Here is a 20,212-nt window from a genome sequence, read left to right as displayed (position 1 = left end):
ATGGCCCCGGCTCTTGCCGGGGCCGCGTTTTTTCTGCCTCGCCTGGACGCCCGCCGCCGGGATTCCAACCGCAAATGGAAACTTGACGGATGCCATGGCAGCGAAAGTTTCATCGTCAAGCCTGCTGCGGCCAAGTCATACCGATAAGCGCAGCTCAAGTGACTTGGCCTGTCGGCTCGTGATGATGGGGATAGTTATTGACGCGTCGCACGCGCATCAAGGCAAACGCGGCTGGGACCACGAAAAGCGACAGCAGCGGTGCCGTCACCATCCCGCCCAGCATCGGCGCAGCAATGCGGCTCATGACCTCGGAGCCCGTGCCAGATCCCCAGACGATGGGCAGCAGGCCGGCGAGGATCACGGCCACCGTCATCGCCTTCGGACGCACGCGCAGCACTGCACCCTCACGGATGGCGTCGAGCACGACCTCGCGTGTGATGGGCATACCGGCGCGCATCCGGTCTTCCAGGGCGTGCTTGAGATACAGCAGCATGACGACGCCGAACTCGGCCGATACGCCCGCCAGCGCGATGAAGCCAACGCCGGTGGCCACGGACAGGTTGTAGCCCAACAGGTAGAGGAACCAGATTCCTCCGGTCAGCGCCAGCGGCAACGTGGCCATGATGAGGGCAGCCTCCTCGGCGCGCCGGAACGTCAGGTACAGCAGCACGAAGATGATCAAGAGCGTGGCAGGCACCACCACCTTGAGCCGTTCGTTGGCCCGCTCCATGTATTCGAACTGGCCAGAGTAGGCCAGGCTCATGCCTGGCTCGAGCCGCACCTGTTGGGCGACCTCCCGCCGCAAATCGCCAACCACCGAGGCGATGTCCCGTCCTCGCACGTCGATGTAGACCCAGCCCGATGGGCGGGCGTTCTCGCTCTTGAGCATGGGTGGTCCGTCAACGAGGGTCACGGCTGCCAGAGTGCCGAGCGTCACCTGCTGGCCAGCGGGCGTGAGCACCGGCAGATTGCGCAGCTTCTCCGGCGTATCGCGCAGCTCGCGCGGATAGCGCAGGTTGATGGGGAAGCGCGCCAGGCCTTCTACCGTCTCGCCGACGTTCTCGCCGCCTATCGCCCCTGAGATCACGGACTGAATGTCGCTCACGTTCATGCCGTAGCGCGCGGCGGCCACGCGGTCGATCTGCACGTCGACATAGCGTCCGCCGGTCAGCCGCTCGGCCAGCGCCGAGCTGACGCCCGGCACGTTCTTGGCGGCCGCCTCGACCTGGGCGGCGATCCGGTCAATCGCGGAGAGATCGGTGCCGGACACCTTCACGCCGATGGGGCTCTTGATGCCGGTGGCCAGCATGTCGATGCGATTGCGGATCGGCGGGATCCAGATGTTGGTCAGGCCCGGCACTTTCACCGTGCGATCAAGCTCCTCGACGAGTTTTTCCGGGGTCATGCCAGGGCGCCACTGATCGCGTGGCTTGAGCTGCACGGTGGTTTCGAACATCTCCAGCGGCGCGGGGTCGGTAGCGGTCTCCGCCCGGCCGGCCTTGCCAAACACCCGTTGCACCTCTGGCACCGTCTTGATCATGCGATCGGTGATCTGCAGCAGCTCGGCGGCCTTCTGGGCGGACAAACCTGGCAGTGCGGAAGGCATGTACAGCAGGTCACCCTCATCCAGCGGCGGCAGGAACTCGCCACCCAGGCGCATCACGGGCCAGGCGGTGGTGGCGAAGACCGCGACGGCCACGACGAGCGTGGCCTTGGGCCAGCGCAGGACCGCGTCCAGCGCGGGGCGGTATAGCGCGATCAGTGCGCGCGTGATGGGGTTGCGCTGTTCGTCGGGAATGCGCCCGCGGATCCAGTAACCCATCAGCACGGGAATGAGGGTGATGGACAGGCCGGCGGCCGCTGCCATGGCATAGGTTTTGGTATAGGCCAGTGGCCCGAACAGCCGTCCTTCCTGCGCCTGCAACGTAAAGACCGGCACGAAGGACAGCGTGATGATCAGCAGCGAGAAGAACAGCGCCGGGCCGACCTCGACTGCGGCGTCGGTGATGACTGCCCAGCGCGCTTCGCCCTTCAGTTCCTCGCCGGGGTGGGCGTGCTGCCAAGCCTCCAGCTTCTTATGCGCGTTCTCGATCATGACGACTGCGGCATCGACCATGGCGCCGATGGCGATGGCGATACCCCCGAGCGACATGATGTTGGCGTTCAACCCCTGCTGCTGCATCACCAGGAAGGCCGCCATCACGCCCAGCGGCAGCGAGATGATTGCCACCAACGCCGAGCGCAGGTGCCACAGGAAAACCACGCAGACCAGGGCGACCACCGCAAACTCTTCGAGCAGCTTCATCGACAGGTTGTCGATGGCGCGCTGGATCAAGGAGCTGCGGTCATAGGTCGTGACGATCTCGACACCCTGAGGCAGGCTGGACTGCAGCTGCTTGAGCTTGTCCTTGATCGCGGCAATCGTCGCCTGGGCGTTCTTGCCGTTGCGCAGGATCACCACGCCGCCGACCGCCTCGCCTTCGCCGTCCAGTTCGGTGATGCCACGGCGCATCTCCGGTCCGACCTGCACGGTCGCGACCTGGCTCAGCAACACCGGCACGCCGTTGCGGCTGGCCAGCACGATGCTGCGGAATTCATCCAGCGACTTCAGGAAGCCGCTGGCGCGCACCATGTACTCGGCCTCGGCCAGCTCCAGCACGGCGCCGCCAGCCTCCTGGTTGCCGTTCATCAGCGCCTCGCGTACCTGGTTATGCGTGATCCCGTAGGCGATGAGCTTGGCCGGGTCGACCACCACCTGGTACTGCTTGACCATGCCGCCCACCGTGGCCACCTCGGCCACGTTGGCGACGGCCTTCAGCTCGAACTTGAGGAACCAATCCTGCAGCGCCCGCAGCTGTGACAGGTCATGGCGACCTGTGCGGTCCACGAGGGCGTACTGGAAGACCCAGCCCACGCCGGTCGCGTCGGGGCCGAGCGAGGGCTTGGCCGTCGCTGGCAGCCGGCCCTGCACCTGGCTGAGGTACTCCAGCACGCGGGAACGAGCCCAGTACAGGTCCGTGCCGTCATCGAACAGCACATAGACGAAGGAGTCGCCGAAGAAGGAGAACGCCCGCACGGCCTTGGCGCCGGGCACCGACAGCATGGTGGTCGCCAGTGGATAGGTGACCTGGTTCTCGACGATCTGTGGCGCCTGGCCGGGGTAGCTGGTGCGGATGATGACCTGTACGTCGGACAGGTCGGGCAGGGCGTCGATCGGTGTCGAGCGCAGCGACAGCACGCCGGCGACGGCGAGGAAGAGCGTGGACAGCAGCACCAGGAAGCGATTGCCGACCGACCAGCGGATCAGCGCGCCGATCATCGTGCGCCTCCCGGTGTCTCGCGCTGCATGGCGACGACTTCATAGCCGTCCTGGCTTTCCCGGAAGGTGAAGCGGACGGTGTCGCCCACCTTCACGCCCTTGGCCAGCTCCGGCCGCGCGAGCCGGAAGCCCATCTGCATGGCTGGCCATTTGAGGGCCGGCACGGCGCTGTGATCCAGCGTGACGCTCTGCCCCGAAAGCTCCACGATCCTGCCGACCGCCTGAAGTGCCGAAACGGCAGAAGCTGTCGATGAGGCCGCCGGCACGGCAGCCGCGCTGGCAGCAGGCGCTGCCGGAGTGGCCTGGCGCTGCAGCACACCCTGCATGCTCGCTTCCGAGTCGATCAGGAATTGGCCGGACGCCACAACCTGTTGGCCGGGCTGCAATCCCTCCAGCACCTCCAGCTTGTCACCCAGCTCGCGACCCAGACGCACCTGGACCGGCGTAAAGCGCCCAAGCTGCTCAGCCACATAGACGACAGCACGCTGGCCTGTGCGGATCACGGCCTCGGCAGGCACGACGAGCACCTCTTCGGCCGTCCCGCCCAGGCGCATCTGAGCAAACATCCCCGCCCGCAGCCGGCCTTGCGGATTTGGGAGCTCGGCCCGGACGCGCAGGGTGCGTGTCTCAGCATTCGCCTCAGGCAGGATCGCTGTGATCTTGCCGCGCAGTGTCTCGCCGGGAAACGCCGCCAACAACACCTCGACGGGCTGTCCGACGCGGGCGACGCTGGCCTGGGTTTCGGGGAGGGCGGCTTCTAGCCAGACGGTCGACAAACCGGTGATGCGGGCGAGGCTCATGCCTTGGGACACTGTCATGCCGGGTCGCACCATCAACTCCTGTACCAGCCCGCCGGTGGGGGCGTGCACGTTGGAGAGCGCCTGTACCTGTCCGCTGTGTTCCACCTGCTGGATCAGGGACGTCGGCATGCCGAGCAGCACCAAGCGCTGGCGGGCCGCGGCGGTCAGGGCCGCATCGCCCGTTTGGCGCACCGCCAGGAATTCCTGCTGGGCGCCTGCCCACTCGGGAACCAGCAGTTCGGCGATGAAGGCACCGTTAGCGACGACATCGCCCGGTGCCAGGCGGGCCACCCGTTGGACGAAGCCAGCGGTGCGCGCCTGCAGGATGGCCACGTCGCGTTCGTTGAGCTGCACGACGGCCGGCACCTGGAACGAGGCGCCGAGCCGCTGCTTCTCCACGGTTGCGGTGCGTACCCCCAGGGTCTGGGCGACGCGCGGGTCGACGGCAACGCCACCTGAGGGCGCCTCATCGGCGTACTTGGGCACCAGCTGCATGTCCATGAACGGCGACTTACCTGGCTTGTCGAACTTCTGCTGCGGCACCATGGGGTCGTACCAATACAGGGCCTTGCGCTCACCGGCCGGACTCTTGGTCGTCTCTTTGGTTCCGGACACCGTGGCGGATGGGTCCGACATCGAGGCCGTACGCCAATGGGCGACGCCGTAGCCCAGGCCTGCGCCCGCAGCGACGAGCAGCATGGCGACGGCGGACAGTTTCTTGTTGGAGGTCATGGGGTCACTCCGCAATGAGATAGGCCAGGCGGGCCTGCTGGGCCAGCACCTGGGCTTGAAGATCGAGACCGCGCAACTGCGCTTCGGCAGCGCTCTTGCGGGCGGTGAGCACGGCACCGAGGTCGGCGCGGCCGGACTGGTAGCTGGCCAGGGTCACCTGGGCGCGCTCCCGGGCAAGCGGTTGCGTGGCGGTTAGCTGGCGCTGCAGCACACGCTCCAGTCGCTGCAACTCCGCAACCTGGGTATCCACCTCGGCGCGGATGCGGCGCAGCGCATCCTCCCGCTCGGCCTCAAGCCGCTCGACGTCCTTACGGCGGGAAGCGACAACGGGTTCCTGGCGCGTGGCCCGTGAGACGGGCAGCTCGAAGGTGAGCTGGAACGAGACCATGTCACCGAAGGACCGTGCGCGGTTGCCGTAGGCGACCTCCCAGCCCCAATCACCCTGGCGCATCGCTTCTGCCTCGCTGAGGTCGGCGCGAGCCATTGCGAGCATCGGGTTGAAGGCCAGCAGTTCGGCATGCCGATCAAGCCCGCCCAGCAATCGCGCCAGGTCCGGCCGCAGCGGGGGCGGTTCAGCCTCAGCGGACAGTTCCGGCTGGTCGCCGGTCCAGCGCCGCAGTTGGACCCGTGCCTGCTCGACGCCGGCCTGCAGTTCGTCCCTTCGGTCGGCCAGCTCCAAGGCCTCCTGGCGCACCATCAGCGCATCGCCGGGCGTGGCGGCTCCGGATGCGACGCGGGCAGACAACGTGTCCTGCAAGAGGCGGTTCTCTTGCTCGAGCGTTGCGAAGACGTTCAGCTTTTGCTCGGCGAAGTGCAGGGCGAGCCAGGCCAGCGCCGCCTCGCGGCGTACCGCCAGGCGTTCGGCTTCCAGCATCGCGTGCTCGCGCTCGGCCTTGGCGTCGGCAGCGTCGCGCTGGGCGGCCCGCTTGGCAGCGTTGGGCACGTCCTGCATGACGCCGACACGTCGCATGGTCATGGACTCGCGGTTCCAGCTGAAACGCTCGCGACCTGAGATCGGGAAGTTCTCGATGCCGACAGCCAGCTTGGGGTCGGGCAGGCGCCCTGCGGCCGTGCGCGCCTGTTGCGCGCCTTCTGCCGCGGCCTGGCGCGCCGTCAGTGCGGCGGAGCGCTGTTCAGCGAGCAACAAGGCCTGTTCGAAGGTGACGGGGGCCGCATGCACGGCGGCGCCTGCAAGTAAGCCTGCCGCGATGACAGCCTTGCGGATGCGGCGGCAGGTAGCTCCTGTGCCGCCGGAGCGGGACCAAGATCCCGCCCAAAAGAAGATGGCCATGATGGCGCTCCACAAAAAGCCTGGAAGCAGTCGGCAAGCGACGCGAGACGTGGGCACGCCGCCGCGCGTGCGGCAGCGCGGACGTCAGGGCTTAATTGCGGAGGACCTGGAGGGTGAGATACACCGGCAGCGTGCCGTCTGGCGGGCCGGTGTGGGCGGTAATGACCGCAGGGAGTGCCTCTGCGGTCTCGGGCGGGAGCCAGAGGGCCAGGCGGGTGAAGAGCTGATCGAGGAGAACCGCGGGCGCAAGGTCAGGCGCCGGCGCGTTGTTGACCGTCTGCTTGTCGCGGTCGCAATGCGCCTTGCACAGCTGCGGCTGTTCGGTGTCCATCCCGGACATCTGGTCGCAGTCGGCCATGCCGGCCATGCTGACCATCGGCATCGACTCCGAGCCGGTCGGGACGGGGCAGGCGTAGGCTGCCGTAGAGAGCTGCAGACACACCAGCACCGCCGCGAGCAAGCTCGCGATCCAGCGCCGGTAGGTCTTGTTCAACATCATGGGCAAAGTCTATCCGCGTGTGGCCGGGGGCGTTAGATCCAGATCAAAGTCTGCGCGTTTCCGTCCAGAGCCAACGCGTAAGCGGTATGCGTCGGCGACGGGTTCCGTCGCCTTACACCACGGCAGGTTTGACACGGAGGGGCCCTTGATCGACCTGGTTATCGCCTCAGATCTGCATGTTCATGACTTCGCTGTAGGCCTGAACCAGCCGGTTGCGCACCTGCAAAGTCGCCTGAAAAGCGATGTTCGACTTTTGTCCGGCGATCATCGTTTCCTCGAGACTGACCGTGGGGTTGTCCAGCGAGAACTCCTTGCTCAACCTGCCCGACTCCTTTTGCAGGTCGCTGGTGGTTTGAAGCGCACTTGCCAAGGCATCCTGAAACCCTCGCCCTTGTACCGAAGCCGGCTTGGTCAGTGCCTCGGCCGAGCGAGCGATCGACTGGATCGAGTCCATCGGCGTCAATCTCATTTGCACAATGCACCTCCCACGGTTCGGTGATCGGAATCGACAGCTGTGATACCGCCAGCCTCGCGGCTGCAACAGGATGCGCTCGTCATAGATGGGAAAACGCCGGAACTGGGTCCGCTAAGGGGCACAGTTCGTGGCCAACGATTCCTTGCCTACCTGCGTAGGCAGCGCTTGAGGGGCTTGCTGCTTTGCCGAGCGACGCCTGCCCATCCAGACATGGAACGGGACCACGGCGCAACTGAGCAGGCCAACTGCAATATGCAGCCAACGGGTAATTTCCCGCCACTCCTCGTCACCGTAGTAGAGGAACCAACCGCTCAAGCCGAGCAGTCCCATGATGATGAGGGTGAACGCACCGGACCAAAGGTTGCGGCGGATGCGCCAGGCCAGCCGGATATGCAGCGGCAGCAAACCTCCGACAACGGTAAGTGCAAGGGCGGCGGCAACGCCGTGTGTCACGAGCAGCCTGTGCTCAGCGGCAAACCAGTTCAACCGCAGCCAGTCATGAACGACGAGCCAGGCAGTTCCGCTTGCTGCGACCACTGCCAACGTGCCATAGGTCGCCCACCGCTGAAAAGCTGGCAGGCGAATGCTGAACGGTTGAGGTCTTGTCGTCGTCATAGTCGGATGACCGTTGCTCGCGCTCGCCTCTGGATGCTGGCGGGAAGGGAGCCTCGCAACGCAACTATTTTCGTGAGCGCATCGGCCTGCAGGCAGCTTTTCGCGACCACAGAAACGCTCCCTGGCAGGCCAACACGCCTCTGGTGCCTCGGATTCACGATGGCACTTGCCGCCTTGCCGTCGTTGCCCAGGTTGGAGGCGAAATAGCTGGCGGACGTCGCGACGGCACCGTTTTGCAGCCGTCCGATCAACTTCATGTCAGTCGGCGACTTCGGGCATCGAACCCAGATTTCTTGTGGCGCCGAGCCGAAGGCGTAGAGGTCGCCCCCGGCGTTGACAAGCCCACTTTGCATGCCCCGACTGCGCAGGACACGCACCGCCTGGTCGACAGCAAATCCTTTTGCGATGCCTCCGAGATCAAGCGAAACCCGTTGGGCGACGTTGACGCGGCCACCCTCTGCCAACCTGATGGCACGGGACATGGACGTTTTGGATCGGCCGACAACGGCGGGGCGTGAGCGAGGTAGCAAGCCGCCTCGCACGAGAACCCGACCGACGTTGCAATCGAAAGCACCGGCGCTCGCCATGTGCAGCTGCAACGCCTCGCTGAGCACAGCGCTCGTCCAGCGATGCACGCGCAGGTGACAGCCAGGGCGAGCCCGGTTGAGCCGGCCCACGTCGCTGTCATGGCGATGAAAGCTCATCAGCCGCTGCACCCGGGCTATGGCCGAGAACGCAGCGCTGACCGCGCCCGTCACCTCGGATTCAGGCACGCCTTCCTGGCCTTGTGCCCGTATGGTGACAAACGTGCCCAGCAATGGCTGCATGCGTTCAACGCTTGCCACTGTGAAGCCCCTTCAACGCCAAGTCATAGACAGCCAGAACCCGCCGCACCCCGTCTGTGATGTGCTTGGAGGACAGCGTGGCGCCCGTGATGTTGGCGATGTCCTTGTTGAGCCTGACTGGCGACGCGGCAGTCTTGCCGACAAACTGCTGCCGCCACGCGGCCCCTCGCACCTCTGAGCCGTAGGTCTCGCGGTATTCGAGGATCTCAATCTGCTTCACGCTGCCATCGAGGTTGAGCCCCACGGCATAGGTGATCAGCTCGTGCTTGCCGACGACTTGATCGACGATGAAGAACCCTTGGCCTTCCACCGACCAGACGCCGTCTTCCCGAAACGGCTCGTGGACGCCCGATCGGGCGAACAGTCCATCACGCTGCTCTGGCGTCATGGCCAGCGCGACCTTGGTGAACTTCCCCGCGGGGAACATGACCTGCTGAGCCTGTTCGGTCGAGAAGAAGACGCTGGCCGAAGCGGCGGTCGAGGCGACAGCCAGGGGAACGGCGAAGAAGGGTTCCCAGCGCATCAGAACGGCACTCCCAGCTTCAGCACGAACTGGTTGCGTGTGTGCTCGTCGCCGTAGATACGGCCGCCGCTGATCACCTCCTTCTGATCATCCTGGAAGCCACTCGCCCAGGGCATCTGGCTGCGCCAGGCCGCCGTCAGCCACCAGCCCTTGGTGGCGTAGTGGACGTTCGGCCCAAGGAACCACGCCGAGTGGTTGGCCACCCCGTACCCGTAGCCCGTGAACTCGCGATGGTTGCGGACTTCGATACCTGCAGACCAGTTGTTCATGAAGCGGTAGGAGACCCCTGTCAGCAGATCGAGCTCCGTCGCCTTTTCGACGTCGCTGCCCCGCTTGTTGTTCTCCAGGGCGGTGCTCAGATTGGTGGCCCAGATGACGCGGTCGTCCAAGAAGTTCTTCTGCAGGATGAGCTTGAATTCCAGCTCCTTGTTGCGACGCCCCCAGGAGGGCTCGACATAGACGGCCAGCCCGACAGGGTCCACCAATGGGTTGGATAGCTGATAGATGTTTTCCCATGACACCGACTCCACGCGACTCATCTTGTAGCGGGATGTGGGATCGAAGGTGTCGGGGATGTCGGTGTTGGGGCCAGCGGTCGTGCCGTCCATCTGGTTGCGATAGGCGCGGATGAAGCGGGAGTTCAGGTAGATGGCCGTTTGATATTTAGACGTGATGCCGAACTCCAGCTCGGAGCGCAAGCGGACGTTGGTGTAGTCGCCCCGTGTCTGCTTGGTCTGAACGTCGACCCATTGCTCGAATTCCCTAGTCCCTGGAGGCGCGACTTCAGCGGTGTAGATCCAGCCCATAGGGGATTCGCCAGCGACGGCGGAGCGAGAAAGAAGGGCCAGGCCAATGACCGTGGCGGTCGCCACGCGCTGAGAAGACAGGAGCATGCTTATCCAATGCAAATGAGAATCGTTATTATTCTCATTGTGTGCGCATGGTGTCAACGTGCAGCTGTCAGCCAGCTTTCTGCAGAAGGAGCGAGAGCGCGGAGCGTCAGTCGGCCAGCTCGTCCAGGATCGGGCAGTCCGGCCGATGGTCCCCGTGGCAGCACTCGGCCAGGCGCTCCAGGGTTCGCTTCATGGCGTCCATCTCCTTCATCCGGACTTCCAGGTCGGCGACGTGCGCCAGCGCGATGCGCTTGACGTTGGCGCTGGCCCGGCGCCGGTCCTGCCAAAGCTTCAGGAGTTCGGCGATCTCCGCCATGCTGAAGCCCAGGTCCCGAGCTCGCCGGATGAAACGCAGGGTGTGCACTTCCTTGTCGGTGTACTGGCGATAGCCGGAGTCGGTCCGCCCGATCTTGGGCAGCAGCCCCAGCGATTCGTAGTGCCGGACCATCTTGGCGGACACCCCCGACTGGCTGGCCGCCTCACCGATGTTGAAGGGGCCGGTCATGCTCATGCTGCTCATTGAATACTTCCTTTCCAGCGGCGCAGCATCAGCGCGTTGGTGACGACGCTCACGCTGCTGAAGGCCATGGCCGCTCCTGCGACCACCGGGCTGAGCAGCCCGAAGGTGGCCAGCGGTATGCCGACGACGTTGTAGGCAAAAGCCCAGAACAAGTTCTGGCGGATCTTGGCGTAGGTGCGCCGCGAGATGTCGATGGCGTCAGCGACCAGCGCCGGGTTGCCCCGCATCAGAGTGATCCCAGCGGCGTGCATGGCCACGTCAGTACCTGTCGACATCGCGATGCCCACGTCGGCAGCCGCCAGGGCAGGGGCGTCGTTGATGCCGTCGCCGACCATCGCCACGCGCCTGTTTCCGCTCTTGAGCTCGGCAACGATATCGGCCTTGTCCTGGGGGAGGAGCTCGGCCCGGAATTCGTCGATCCCGAGCTGGCGGCTGATGGCGGTGGCGCTGCCGCGGTTGTCGCCGGTGAGCATCACCGTGCTGACGTCCATCTCATGCAGGCGCCGAATGGCGTCCACCGCAGACGCCTTGGCCGCGTCACCGAACGCCAGCAGTCCAAGCAGGTGAGGGCGCTCACCAGCTTCGGCGAGCCAGGACACCGTGCGTCCCTGAGCTTCCAGCGCGGCGGCGATCTTGGCCATCGCCGACAGGTCGACGTTGAGTTCCTGCATGAACCGCGTGCTGCCCAGCCTGAGGTTTCGGCCGCGCACGACGGCCGCCATCCCACGTCCGGCAATTGCTCGGACCTCGCTGGCCGGCGGCACACCGACCCGCTCCCGCTTGGCAGCCTCGATGACAGCACGCGCCAGCGGATGCTCGCTGTTGTTCTGGATGGCTGCAGCCGCTCCGAGCATGCTGCTGGTGTTGCCATCGACCGCCTCAAACGCCACGAGTTCCGGCTTGCCCTCGGTCAGCGTCCCGGTCTTGTCGAAGGCGACGACCTTGACGCTGTGCGCGACCTCGAGTGCTTCGGCGTCCTTGATCAGAATCCCGTGACGTGCGGCAACGCCGGTGCCGGCCATGATGGCGGTGGGCGTGGCCAGGCCAAGGGCGCACGGGCAGGCAATGACCAGCACTGCAACGGCATTGAGGATCGCAGCCTCCCAGTTGCCCGTGCCCAGCCCCCAGCCCAGCAGTGTCAGGGCAGCGATGCCGATGACCACCGGGACGAACACGGCGCTCACCTGGTCGACAAGTCGCTGGATAGGCGCCTTTTTCGCCTGCGCCGACTCGACAAGCCGAACGATGCGTGCGAGGGTGGATTCGGCACCGACCGCCGTGGTCCGGATGAGCAGCAGACCCTCAGCGTTGACGGAGCCGCCGGTCACGCGGTCACCGACATGCTTGGCCACGGGCAGGCTTTCACCGGTGATCAGCGATTCGTCGATCTCGCTGGCACCCTCAACCACCTCGCCGTCGACAGGAATCCGCTCGCCCGGGCGCACGACAACCTGGTCGTCAACACGAACCTCGGCGATCGCCACATCCAGATCGGCACCGTTGCGGCGAACCCGGGCTCGTTCGGGGCGGAGGGCGTTGAGCGCGCGAATCGCCTCCGTGGTCTGCCGCTTGGCACGCGTCTCCAGCCACTTGCCGAGCAGGACCAGCGTGATAACGACCGCCGAGGCTTCGAAGTACAAGTGGTTCATGCCCCGGTCGCCATGGACCCACAGCTGATAGGCGCTCAAGCCGTAGCCCGCACTTGTGCCCAGGGCGACGAGCAAGTCCATATTCCCGGCGCCGGCGCGCAACGCTTTCCATCCAGCCCGGTAGAAGCGCGCGCCAAGCCAGAACTGGACCGGCGTGGCCAACGCGAGTTGCAGCCAGCCCGGGAGCATCCAGTGGGCACCGAACAGCGTGGCGAACATCGGAAGCACGAGCGGGGCGGAGAGCGCCATGGCCACCGCGATGGGCCACCATTCGGGCAAAGCCGGTTTTGCCGACGGAGCATCCCGGCCGCTTAAATCATTGGCACTGGCTGCAGCTGAACCAGGGGCGGGTACGACGCGCGAGGCGTAGCCGGCCTTGTCGACGGCCGACAGTAACGCGGCGAGGTCGGCTTCCCGTGTTGTGACCTTGACGTGGGCTTGCTCGGTGGCGAGGTTGACCTCTGCCGCGGTCACCCCGGGCACCTTTTTCAAGGCCTTCTCGACGCGCGCGACGCAGGATGCGCAGGTCATGCCCTCGACCTGGAGCGTCACGGCCTGCTCGGGAACGTCGTAGCCGGCTTTCTGGACCGCGGCGCGCAGGCTGTCGAGGCTGACCTCGGGCCCGGCGTCGACCGTGGCGGCCTCGGTGGCGAGGTTGACGGTGGCCTCACGCACGCCAGGCAGCTTGGACAGCGCCTTCTCGACACGGCTCACGCAAGATGCGCAGGTCATGCCCGCCACGGGAAGCTGCCACTGCCGGGTGGCGGCGCTGGGTGTGATGGAGGCCGTCGTGTTCATGGTTTTCCTTTTCCGGCGCGTCGTGTGTCGGCCATGAACGGAAGTCTCAAGCTTGCCATGATGGGAAGGTCAAGCGGTTTTTGCGTAGAACTTTCGGCGACCCGCCGCGACCGGCGTGTCTCAGCCCAGCAGCCGGACCCGCTCCTCGATGAAGCCGGCAATCTGGGCCGGCGTGAAGCGCCGGGCGTCGACGTAGCCGTCGGTCTTGAAGACCCCTTCCACGGGCCCGTCGTCGGTGCGGACGAACATGATCCGGCCGTGATCGCGCTCCATGAGGATCTCCTTGATCGCCCGGAACTCGATGCCGCACCATTCCTTGCGCTGGTAGTCGCCGCCGATGAAGACGACGATCAGCTTGGAGCGATTGCGGTAGAGGTCCTGCAGCAGGTTGTCCAGCGAAGGACGGGCCAGCTGCGACACGTAGTTGTTGTCGTAGAAGTAGGAGTTGGGCCCGAGGCGCCGTTCCAGCTCGGCGGCCACCGCTTCCACCGTCGCTCGGGCTTCCCCGGGGAAAGACAGGCCGACGTCGAACACATGGGTGGTGATGTCGACTGCTCGCGAGATGTCGCGGACCCAGGGCGGCAGCGCGATGCCGGTGGCCCGCAGCTCCTTGGCCAGGTTGACCTCCTTGACCGCCCAATGGGTGCGGTTCAATTCCCACTTGCCGATGTCCAGCTCGAAGGAGTACGTGACGAGGTCCTTGGCCGACAGGAAGGGCTGCACAGCCTGCAGCTCGTATTCCAGGCGCACCTGGCCCTGGCGCTTGGTGATGTCGGTCAGCACGCCAAACTGGGGCGGCGTGCTGCTCGGGGTCTCATACGCGAAGATGCAGGGGAGCTTCTTCAGCTCGTTGATCGCCCCAGCGTCCAACGCTTCGAACTTGCGGCTGATTTCCTTGTCGGTGTACTCGCACACGCAGCGCGACGCCTCGATGGTCCAGGGGCTGCCGTCCCAGGTCCCGTCTCTGCCAGATACCAGCAGGTTGTACATGCGCTTCCCATGTCGTTGACTTGATGGCGGCTATTTTCCCGCGCGAAGGCGAAGCGAGTTGAAGACGACGCTGACCGACGACAGGCTCATGGCCAGGGCGGCGATCATGGGCGACAAGACCCAGCCCGTGAACGGGTAGAGCACGCCGGCGGCCAGCGGCACACCCAGCGAGTTGTAGATAAAGGCGAACATCAGGTTCTGCCGCATGTTGGCGACCGTCGCCTCGGAGATGGCCCGGGCCCGGGCGATGCCGCGCAAGTCACCCTTGACCAAGGTGACCTGGGCGCTGTTCATCGCCACGTCGGTGCCGGTGCCCATGGCGACGCCCACATCGGCCTTGGCCAGTGCAGGGGCGTCGTTGATGCCGTCTCCGGCCATGCCGACCACGCGACCCTCCTTTTGCAGGCGGTCGACGAGGGCCAGCTTGTCGGCTGGCTTCACTTCGCCGTGGAACTCGTCGATGCCCAGTTGGCGGGCGACGGATTCGGCGGTGGTCAAGCCGTCGCCGGTGGCCATGACCACCCGCATCCCAGCGCTCCGAAGACTCTGCACCGCCTCTGGTGTGCTCTGCTTGATCGGGTCCGATACGGCCAGGATCCCGAGCAGCCAGCCGTCCTCCGCGAGGAACATGACGCTGCTGCCCTTTTGCCGCAGTTCCTCTGCCGGGGCGCGAAGCGGTGACACATCGACCCCGTCCTGTCCCATCAACGCGGTGTTGCCCAGCGCCAACCGGCGACCGGAAACCTGGCCGCGGACGCCGATACCGGTGGACGACTCGAAATCAACGGCCTGTTCCAGCGGCAGCTTACGGGCGCGGCCGGCGTCCACGATGGCATGGGCCAGCGGATGCTCACTGCCTTGGTCCAGGCTGGCCGCCAGAAGGAGGATTTCGTCGTCAGACCGTCCTGGGACGGCGATGGCTCGCTCGAACGTCGGTTTGCCCTCCGTCAGCGTGCCGGTCTTGTCCACGATCATGGTGTCGACGCGGCGGAAGTTCTCGATCGCCGAGGCGTCACGGAACAAGATGCCCTGCGTTGCCGCCTTGCCCGTCGCAACCATGATGGACATCGGGGTCGCCAAGCCAAGAGCGCAAGGGCAGGCGATGATCAGCACCGAGACGGCGTTGATAAGCCCGTATTGCCAGCCCTGGGGACCACCGAGCAGACCCCACGCGAAGAAGGCGGTCAGCGCGATGCCGATCACGACGAGCACGAACCAGCCGGCGACCTGGTCGGCCATGCGTTGCATCGGCGCCTTCGAACGCTGAGCCTGCGCGACCATCTGCACGATCTGGGACAGCATGGTCTGGGAGCCCACCCGCTCGGACTGCATCACCAGCGACCCGGTGGTGTTGATCGTCGCGCCGATGACCTTGTCGCCGGGACGTTTCATCACGGGAACCGGCTCGCCCGTCAGCATGGCCTCGTCGATCGCGCTGGAACCTTCGAGGACCACGCCGTCGACTGGGACTTTTTCACCAGGCCGCACGCGCAGCCGATCGCCGACGTGCACATGGGTGAGCGGCACGTCGGCCTCGGAGCCGTCCGGCTCGATGCGGCGGGCGGTCTTGGGCGCCAGCCCGAGCAACGACTTGATGGCCGCAGAGGTCTGCGAACGAGCCCGCAGTTCCAGCATCTGACCCAACAGTGTGAGCGAGATGATGACGGCCGCAGCTTCAAAGTAGACACCGATGCGGCCATGAGCCGCGAAGCTCTGCGGGAAGAGTTGCGGCGCCGCGGTCGCCACGACGCTGTAGAGGAACGCGGCGCCGGTGCCGATGCCAATCAACGTCCACATGTTGGGACTGCGGTGCAGCAGAGACTGCCAGCAGCGCTCGAAGAAGGGCCAGCCCGCCCAGAAAACGATGGGCAGCGAAAGCACCAGTTCGAGCCAGCTTTGCGCAGCGGGCGCCATCAGGCCCAGGCGGTGTCCGCCCATTGCCAGGACCGTGACCACGACCGTCAGCGGCAACGTCCACCAGAAGCGGCGGGAGAAGTCGCGCAGCTCCGGGTTGTCGTCGTCTGCCGTCGCCTCCGGGATCAGCGGCTCCAGCGTCATCCCGCACTTGGGGCAGTTGCCCGGCCGATCCTGTCGAATCTCCGGGTGCATGGGACAGGTGTAGATCGTCGCGCTCGCCGCAGCCGCTTCTCCCACGTTGGAGATCGCGGCCGCGGCAGGCCGCAACGCGGCGGCGGGGCCCGCCGACGCCGGCGGCTCGTCGGGCACCGCCCCGTGGTCATGGTGTTTGTGTGCGGCCGACATGCCGTGGACGGCATGATGTCCATGGTGGTCGCTGCCCTTGGCTTTGGCCGAGGCGCCTTGCAGGACGAGGTTCATGCCGCATTTCGGACAACGCCCGGGTGCCGGCTGCTGGACCTCAGGGTGCATCGGGCAGCTGTACTATGGCGTCACGTCTGGCGCGGACGGGTGCTGGCCGTGGTCGTCATGGGAATGGTGATCCAACTTGTTCTCCACATTGAACCTGCAGCGGTCGCCGGGCCGGCCGCCAGAACTCAATCGTCGTCTTTTGGACGCTCAATGTGCTCTTTCTGATGTGCGCCGTGACCGTGGCGGTGTCCGAAGAGATGCATCAGTGGGCATGCCAGCAGAAGCAGGAAGGGCACCGCCTGCAGGACGTGGTCGAAATGGCGTGTCAACAGGAAGTAGGCGCCAATGGCACCAAGCACCCAGGCGACGACGGCAACGAAGCGGCGAGCCGGGCGATTCGAGGAGGAGGTGGGCGTGTTCATGAGCCCATGCTCGGTGAACTGGCGGCCCCACCCCTTGACCTCGATCAAGCGCCCGCCTCAGTGGCACCCACCGCAACAGCTTGCACCGGCCTGGGAGGACGGCGTTGCTGCTGCCGAGGCCGGGATCGGTGTGTAGCCGGCTTCTTGGATCGCTTCCTTGAAGTCGGCCTCATCGCCTGATTTGGATTCGATCTGGACGCGCTTGGTGGCAAGGTCGACGGAGACGTCGGCGTCCTTGTCCGCTTGTTTCACCGCCTTGGTGATCATGCTCACGCAGTGGCCGCAGGTCATGTCGTTGACTTCAAAAGTGATCATCTACAACTCCAGGTTGGTTACTCGGTGCATGCACTTTGAAGCTTCCCACCGTGGCAAGGTCAAGCGGTTTTGCGCAAATTGTTTTTATGTGCCGCGGACCGTTCAATCACCGTGATTGCCACCGCTGTGCTGGCCCTTCGGCCCTCCACGGCTGCCCGCAAGCGGCTCACGCCCCTTGAAGGGCTGGTAGTCAGCGACGCCAAAGTGCCGCTTGAGCTCGTTTCGCATCATCTCGATGTCAGCCGTTTGGCTCATCCACATGGTCCGGCATTCCCTGCGCAATTCTTCGTGGCTCAGGTCGCTGCCGGTGACGCACGCGTTGACGGGTTCCATCAGGGTGTAGTGGTGGCGGCTGAAGACTTCATAGAACAGGTGATTGAAGTCGGCACCTGGCCGTGCCTGGTCCAGCACGGCGATCATGCGGCGGCTTTCGTCGCGAAGCTTGGGCTGGTAGTCGATGCCGTACCAGTCGCGCAGGAAGCCTTTGAGCGTAAGAATCTCTTCGCGCTGCATGCGGTTGTTGCGCCGTGCCATCGACTTCAGGTCGTCCAGCGTGGCCTTGGCTGGCGTCACGGCGAAGCCGGGCGTCGGTGAGGTGCCCTCGGACGGTGAAATCTCACCGTTGCGCTGTACGTCCGTTCCGGCAGCCAGCTCGGTGATCCGCAGCGCTGCGTAGTGGTGATCGATGCTCATCTGCAGGAACTCGATCTCGAATGCGGCAGTCAGTCCAACGCCCGGGGCGTCGGCCTTGGCCGTGAAGGGCACCACGAGGGATGTGCAGGTCACCGCAATGGCAGCCCAGCGGGTAAGAAGTCGTGTAGTCATGTCATGTCTCGGCAAGGGGAGGGGGACGCCGCGCCGTTTGATGGCCTCGCAGAGGCTCCACAGCCAGAGCGTCGGCTGCATCGCTCGCGCCTCAGGGGCGGATTGCGGCAGCGCTTGGAACGGCGCTGATCAATGCGAGTGATCGGTGCCGGACTGACCTGTTGTGGAAGTCGATGCCTGAGCCATGCGACGGCACTCGTCGGCGCAACGACGGCACGCCTCGGCGCACGCTTGGCAGTGGTCCATCTGGTGCTTGGCGCACTCCTCGGCACATGCCTCGCAGATGTCAGAGCAAAGCGTGCAAATCGCCGGTGCGTTCTCGCTGCCCCGAGCCATGGCGGCCGAGGCAAGTTGGCAGATGGCTGCGCAATCCATGTCCAGCGCGATGCAGCGCGCCATCATCTTCACGTCCTGCTCTTGCAGGCATGCCGTCGAGCAGTGATTGCACGCGGCGGCGCATTGATCGCAGGCCTCGATGCACGAGGCGTGTTGTTGGTGGGCCATGTTCTTGCTCCTTCGATGAAACCGGAAATTCGGCTCCCTCAAAAGGCAAGACGCGCGCCCACTGCTACCCCAGCCAAAGACCCAAACACAAGCGCACCGACCCCTGCCTGCGCTGTCCGCGAGACGTCGGTCGATGCTTCAGGAAGATGTTGCAGTCGTTCAGGTCAAAACTACATCTGGCTGGGGTCGGAGGCAAAGAGGCTGGGTACACGCTTGCGATGAAAGCCACGACGGGCGGTGGCTCTTGCAGCGCGCATAGGCCACCTTAGAAGCTCCTACCGAACGCCAAACGCACACGGAGATGACATTTCCGTAATGTTCGGCGCCCTCGATGGGCGAGCGGATTTAATGCCGCCGGCAGGCCGCCGTGACAGCGGATGACGGCGCAGCCGGCTTCACTTCAAACGCGGGGGTAGCGAGCGTTCGTGCTTGACCTTCCCATCGGGGCAACCTTCATGATCTGCGGCTCGCGTCCTGCGCAGGGCGCCGACGAGCGACATACCTCATGACCTCACCGCAAGAGCTGGGACATTTCGAGCATCGGTTTGAGGCCAGATCCGAAGCGCGCCGCCGCCTCCCGATGCTGTTGCAGCTGGCTGTACGGAAGGTAGCGGATGCCGAGCTCCGACACGCGGGAGAACGCCGGTCGCCTCAGCTGCAGTTGAACATCGTCGCGCCGGCTGTCGGGCGCCACAAGGAACAGCGTGCTGCCCGCGCCGACTGTGGTCCCCAGCGCCAGGTCCAGCATGCGCACGATGCCCGAATAGATCGATGTCGAGTGCTCGACCTCGAACGCGGCGCACACCTTGCCGCTTCCTGCCTCGAGCCAGACCACGTCGATGAGCCGGACCGACTCTGCGCCGGCCGTGCTGGCGCGGGTGAGCTCAGCGGTGCAACCGTCTCCGAGTTGGCCGTCGCCATAGGCCCGGCCTCGATCATTGGTGGCGATCCACACCTCGAACCCCAGCGCCTTGCCGAGGTCCCTCAGCCAGCCTTGAATCTGCGTGTGCGTGGTGTCGCTCTCCCGTTCAGCCGCCCACTGCTTCTGCAGGGCCGCAGACTCGGCGCGCACCTGCGCCAGGTCGGCTTCCCAGGCCTGAAGGCGTGCACTGTCAGTGGCCAACGGAGGCGCCTGGTAGCGACCCGAGCCGATTTCGAACAGCAAACCAGCCAGCGCGCCAAGGTCGTTGGACAGGCGCGTGCGGTGTTGAGTATTCAGCCGGATCGCCCCCTCGCGCATGGACAGGTAGTGGTCCCAGCGACCAAGCTTCACATTGCTGCCCGTCACCGCGTTGTAGCCCTTGACGATGGCGGTGTTGAACGGCAGGACCAGCGTGGGGTGGATGAAGTACAGCAGGTTTGCGACCGCTGGGCCCAGCCCCTTGATCTGCTGCGCGTCGATGCGCTGGATCGCGTCGATGACCGCCTCCGCGGTATCGCAGCAGTCACACGCGTGCAGCAGCCGCGCAAACGCCCGTTGGTTGTCGGCGTTTTCGTAGATGTCGGGGATGCGGAGCTTGGGCTTCCACAAGAAGGCGTGGTCCGCACCCTTGAAGATCTGCCGCTGCTCGGCAACCGAGCCCACCACCGTCTCCAACGTCGAACCACGGTACGCGTTGCCGAAGGTTCCGGCCTCGATGTCCTTCACCACCTCGCCGATGCCTCGGCGGATCGACCGGAAATTCTTCAGCCGCTCTTCCCACAGGAACCAGCTGTTGTAGGTGCTGTGCGGATCGGCCTTCCAGTGGTCAATCAGCAAGGCAAGGCTGTCGTGCATTCAATCCTCCCAGATCAAGGTGGATTGTGGCGGTGGCCATGCCCAGTGGACATGCAGAGGAACGCGTATTGCCACCGCGCGACCTTCAGCGT

General features: G+C 65.2%; 17 protein-coding genes and 1 pseudogene. All 18 read right to left on the bottom strand.

Annotated elements, in window-relative coordinates:
* Positions 1 to 154: 154 nt before the first annotated feature.
* The 18 genes and pseudogenes from AC07V5_RS25320 to AC07V5_RS25235 all read right to left on the bottom strand — a co-directional run bounded on the left by AC07V5_RS25320 (position 155) and on the right by AC07V5_RS25235 (position 20,120).
* A complete protein-coding gene (locus AC07V5_RS25320) occupies positions 155 to 3,319 on the bottom strand; it encodes an efflux RND transporter permease subunit (RefSeq protein ID WP_268149209.1) in 3,165 nt (1,054 codons plus the stop codon).
* On the bottom strand, positions 3,316 to 4,851 hold the full coding sequence (locus tag AC07V5_RS25315; protein WP_088481160.1) for an efflux RND transporter periplasmic adaptor subunit: 1,536 nt from the start codon (positions 4,849 to 4,851) through the stop codon (positions 3,316 to 3,318). Before AC07V5_RS25315 ends, AC07V5_RS25320 begins: the two co-directional genes overlap by 4 nt.
* Before the next feature lie 4 nt (positions 4,852 to 4,855).
* Positions 4,856 to 6,142, bottom strand: a complete 1,287-nt coding sequence (locus AC07V5_RS25310) for a TolC family protein (protein ID WP_088481159.1) — start codon at positions 6,140 to 6,142, stop codon at positions 4,856 to 4,858.
* A 91-nt stretch (positions 6,143 to 6,233) separates the two neighbouring features.
* Positions 6,234 to 6,641, bottom strand: coding sequence for a hypothetical protein (locus AC07V5_RS25305; RefSeq protein ID WP_088481158.1), 408 nt, complete (start codon positions 6,639 to 6,641; stop codon positions 6,234 to 6,236).
* Between the two features lie 166 nt (positions 6,642 to 6,807).
* Entirely contained in the window at positions 6,808 to 7,095 is a 288-nt protein-coding gene (gene fliE / locus AC07V5_RS25300; protein WP_088482370.1) for a flagellar hook-basal body complex protein FliE, read from the bottom strand.
* Between the two features lie 132 nt (positions 7,096 to 7,227).
* On the bottom strand, positions 7,228 to 7,731 hold the full coding sequence (locus AC07V5_RS25295) for a DUF2231 domain-containing protein (protein WP_144397091.1): 504 nt from the start codon (positions 7,729 to 7,731) through the stop codon (positions 7,228 to 7,230).
* The gene (locus AC07V5_RS25290; protein ID WP_088481156.1) at positions 7,728 to 8,558 is read right to left on the bottom strand and encodes an FAD:protein FMN transferase; all 831 of its coding nucleotides are present in this window, start codon (positions 8,556 to 8,558) and stop codon (positions 7,728 to 7,730) included. Before AC07V5_RS25290 ends, AC07V5_RS25295 begins: the two co-directional genes overlap by 4 nt.
* Positions 8,559 to 8,562: 4 nt before the next feature.
* Positions 8,563 to 9,099, bottom strand: a complete 537-nt coding sequence (locus AC07V5_RS25285) for an FMN-binding protein (RefSeq protein ID WP_088481155.1) — start codon at positions 9,097 to 9,099, stop codon at positions 8,563 to 8,565.
* Positions 9,099 to 9,992: a DUF6662 family protein gene (locus AC07V5_RS25280; RefSeq protein WP_268149199.1), complete on the bottom strand. Its 894-nt coding sequence runs from the start codon at positions 9,990 to 9,992 to the stop codon at positions 9,099 to 9,101. Before AC07V5_RS25280 ends, AC07V5_RS25285 begins: the two co-directional genes overlap by 1 nt.
* A 106-nt stretch (positions 9,993 to 10,098) precedes the next feature.
* Complete coding sequence (gene cueR, locus AC07V5_RS25275) at positions 10,099 to 10,503, bottom strand: Cu(I)-responsive transcriptional regulator (protein ID WP_268149197.1); 405 nt, start codon at positions 10,501 to 10,503, stop codon at positions 10,099 to 10,101.
* 5 nt (positions 10,504 to 10,508) lie between these two features.
* Positions 10,509 to 12,959, bottom strand: coding sequence for a heavy metal translocating P-type ATPase (locus AC07V5_RS25270; RefSeq protein ID WP_268149195.1), 2,451 nt, complete (start codon positions 12,957 to 12,959; stop codon positions 10,509 to 10,511).
* Between the two features lie 120 nt (positions 12,960 to 13,079).
* Positions 13,080 to 13,949, bottom strand: a complete 870-nt coding sequence (locus tag AC07V5_RS25265; protein WP_268149193.1) for a TIR domain-containing protein — start codon at positions 13,947 to 13,949, stop codon at positions 13,080 to 13,082.
* Positions 13,950 to 13,979: 30 nt separating this feature from the next.
* Positions 13,980 to 16,349, bottom strand: a pseudogene (locus tag AC07V5_RS25260) (copper-transporting P-type ATPase); the annotation flags it as partial.
* Positions 16,350 to 16,462: 113 nt separating this feature from the next.
* Positions 16,463 to 16,699: a DUF2933 domain-containing protein gene (locus AC07V5_RS25255; RefSeq protein ID WP_268149191.1), complete on the bottom strand. Its 237-nt coding sequence runs from the start codon at positions 16,697 to 16,699 to the stop codon at positions 16,463 to 16,465.
* A gap of 57 nt (positions 16,700 to 16,756) precedes the next feature.
* Positions 16,757 to 17,014 carry a heavy-metal-associated domain-containing protein gene (locus tag AC07V5_RS25250; RefSeq protein WP_268149189.1) on the bottom strand — a complete coding sequence of 86 codons (258 nt, stop codon included), beginning with the start codon at positions 17,012 to 17,014 and terminating at the stop codon, positions 16,757 to 16,759.
* A 102-nt stretch (positions 17,015 to 17,116) separates the two neighbouring features.
* Positions 17,117 to 17,839 (bottom strand): DUF305 domain-containing protein, encoded by a 723-nt coding sequence (locus tag AC07V5_RS25245; protein ID WP_268149187.1) that lies wholly within the window; start codon positions 17,837 to 17,839, stop codon positions 17,117 to 17,119.
* A 129-nt stretch (positions 17,840 to 17,968) separates the two neighbouring features.
* Positions 17,969 to 18,343: a four-helix bundle copper-binding protein gene (locus AC07V5_RS25240; protein ID WP_268149185.1), complete on the bottom strand. Its 375-nt coding sequence runs from the start codon at positions 18,341 to 18,343 to the stop codon at positions 17,969 to 17,971.
* Between the two features lie 511 nt (positions 18,344 to 18,854).
* A complete protein-coding gene (locus AC07V5_RS25235) occupies positions 18,855 to 20,120 on the bottom strand; it encodes a type II restriction enzyme NmeDI-related protein (protein ID WP_268149183.1) in 1,266 nt (421 codons plus the stop codon).
* Positions 20,121 to 20,212 lie beyond the last annotated feature (92 nt).

This window comes from Roseateles sp. GW821-FHT02E12, assembly GCF_059421665.1.
The sequence above is the reverse complement of the archived record's forward strand: the minus strand, read 5'-3'. Positions and strand labels throughout refer to the sequence as shown.

What these genes read in the sequence shown, in the direction of transcription:
- fliE (WP_088482370.1), bottom strand. Translation starts at nt 7,095, where the DNA reads ATGGACTCGATCCAGTCGATCGCTCGCTCGGCCGAGGCACTGACCAAG.
- AC07V5_RS25255 (WP_268149191.1), bottom strand. Translation starts at nt 16,699, where the DNA reads ATGAACACGCCCACCTCCTCCTCGAATCGCCCGGCTCGCCGCTTCGTT.
- AC07V5_RS25285 (WP_088481155.1), bottom strand. Translation starts at nt 9,099, where the DNA reads ATGCGCTGGGAACCCTTCTTCGCCGTTCCCCTGGCTGTCGCCTCGACC.
- AC07V5_RS25245 (WP_268149187.1), bottom strand. Translation starts at nt 17,839, where the DNA reads ATGACTACACGACTTCTTACCCGCTGGGCTGCCATTGCGGTGACCTGC.
- AC07V5_RS25290 (WP_088481156.1), bottom strand. Translation starts at nt 8,558, where the DNA reads ATGCAGCCATTGCTGGGCACGTTTGTCACCATACGGGCACAAGGCCAG.
- AC07V5_RS25270 (WP_268149195.1), bottom strand. Translation starts at nt 12,959, where the DNA reads ATGAACACGACGGCCTCCATCACACCCAGCGCCGCCACCCGGCAGTGG.
- AC07V5_RS25265 (WP_268149193.1), bottom strand. Translation starts at nt 13,949, where the DNA reads ATGTACAACCTGCTGGTATCTGGCAGAGACGGGACCTGGGACGGCAGC.
- AC07V5_RS25305 (WP_088481158.1), bottom strand. Translation starts at nt 6,641, where the DNA reads ATGATGTTGAACAAGACCTACCGGCGCTGGATCGCGAGCTTGCTCGCG.
- AC07V5_RS25310 (WP_088481159.1), bottom strand. Translation starts at nt 6,142, where the DNA reads ATGGCCATCTTCTTTTGGGCGGGATCTTGGTCCCGCTCCGGCGGCACA.
- AC07V5_RS25320 (WP_268149209.1), bottom strand. Translation starts at nt 3,319, where the DNA reads ATGATCGGCGCGCTGATCCGCTGGTCGGTCGGCAATCGCTTCCTGGTG.
- AC07V5_RS25315 (WP_088481160.1), bottom strand. Translation starts at nt 4,851, where the DNA reads ATGACCTCCAACAAGAAACTGTCCGCCGTCGCCATGCTGCTCGTCGCT.
- cueR (WP_268149197.1), bottom strand. Translation starts at nt 10,503, where the DNA reads ATGAGCATGACCGGCCCCTTCAACATCGGTGAGGCGGCCAGCCAGTCG.
- AC07V5_RS25250 (WP_268149189.1), bottom strand. Translation starts at nt 17,014, where the DNA reads ATGATCACTTTTGAAGTCAACGACATGACCTGCGGCCACTGCGTGAGC.
- AC07V5_RS25240 (WP_268149185.1), bottom strand. Translation starts at nt 18,343, where the DNA reads ATGGCCCACCAACAACACGCCTCGTGCATCGAGGCCTGCGATCAATGC.
- AC07V5_RS25280 (WP_268149199.1), bottom strand. Translation starts at nt 9,992, where the DNA reads ATGCTCCTGTCTTCTCAGCGCGTGGCGACCGCCACGGTCATTGGCCTG.
- AC07V5_RS25295 (WP_144397091.1), bottom strand. Translation starts at nt 7,731, where the DNA reads ATGACGACGACAAGACCTCAACCGTTCAGCATTCGCCTGCCAGCTTTT.
- AC07V5_RS25235 (WP_268149183.1), bottom strand. Translation starts at nt 20,120, where the DNA reads ATGCACGACAGCCTTGCCTTGCTGATTGACCACTGGAAGGCCGATCCG.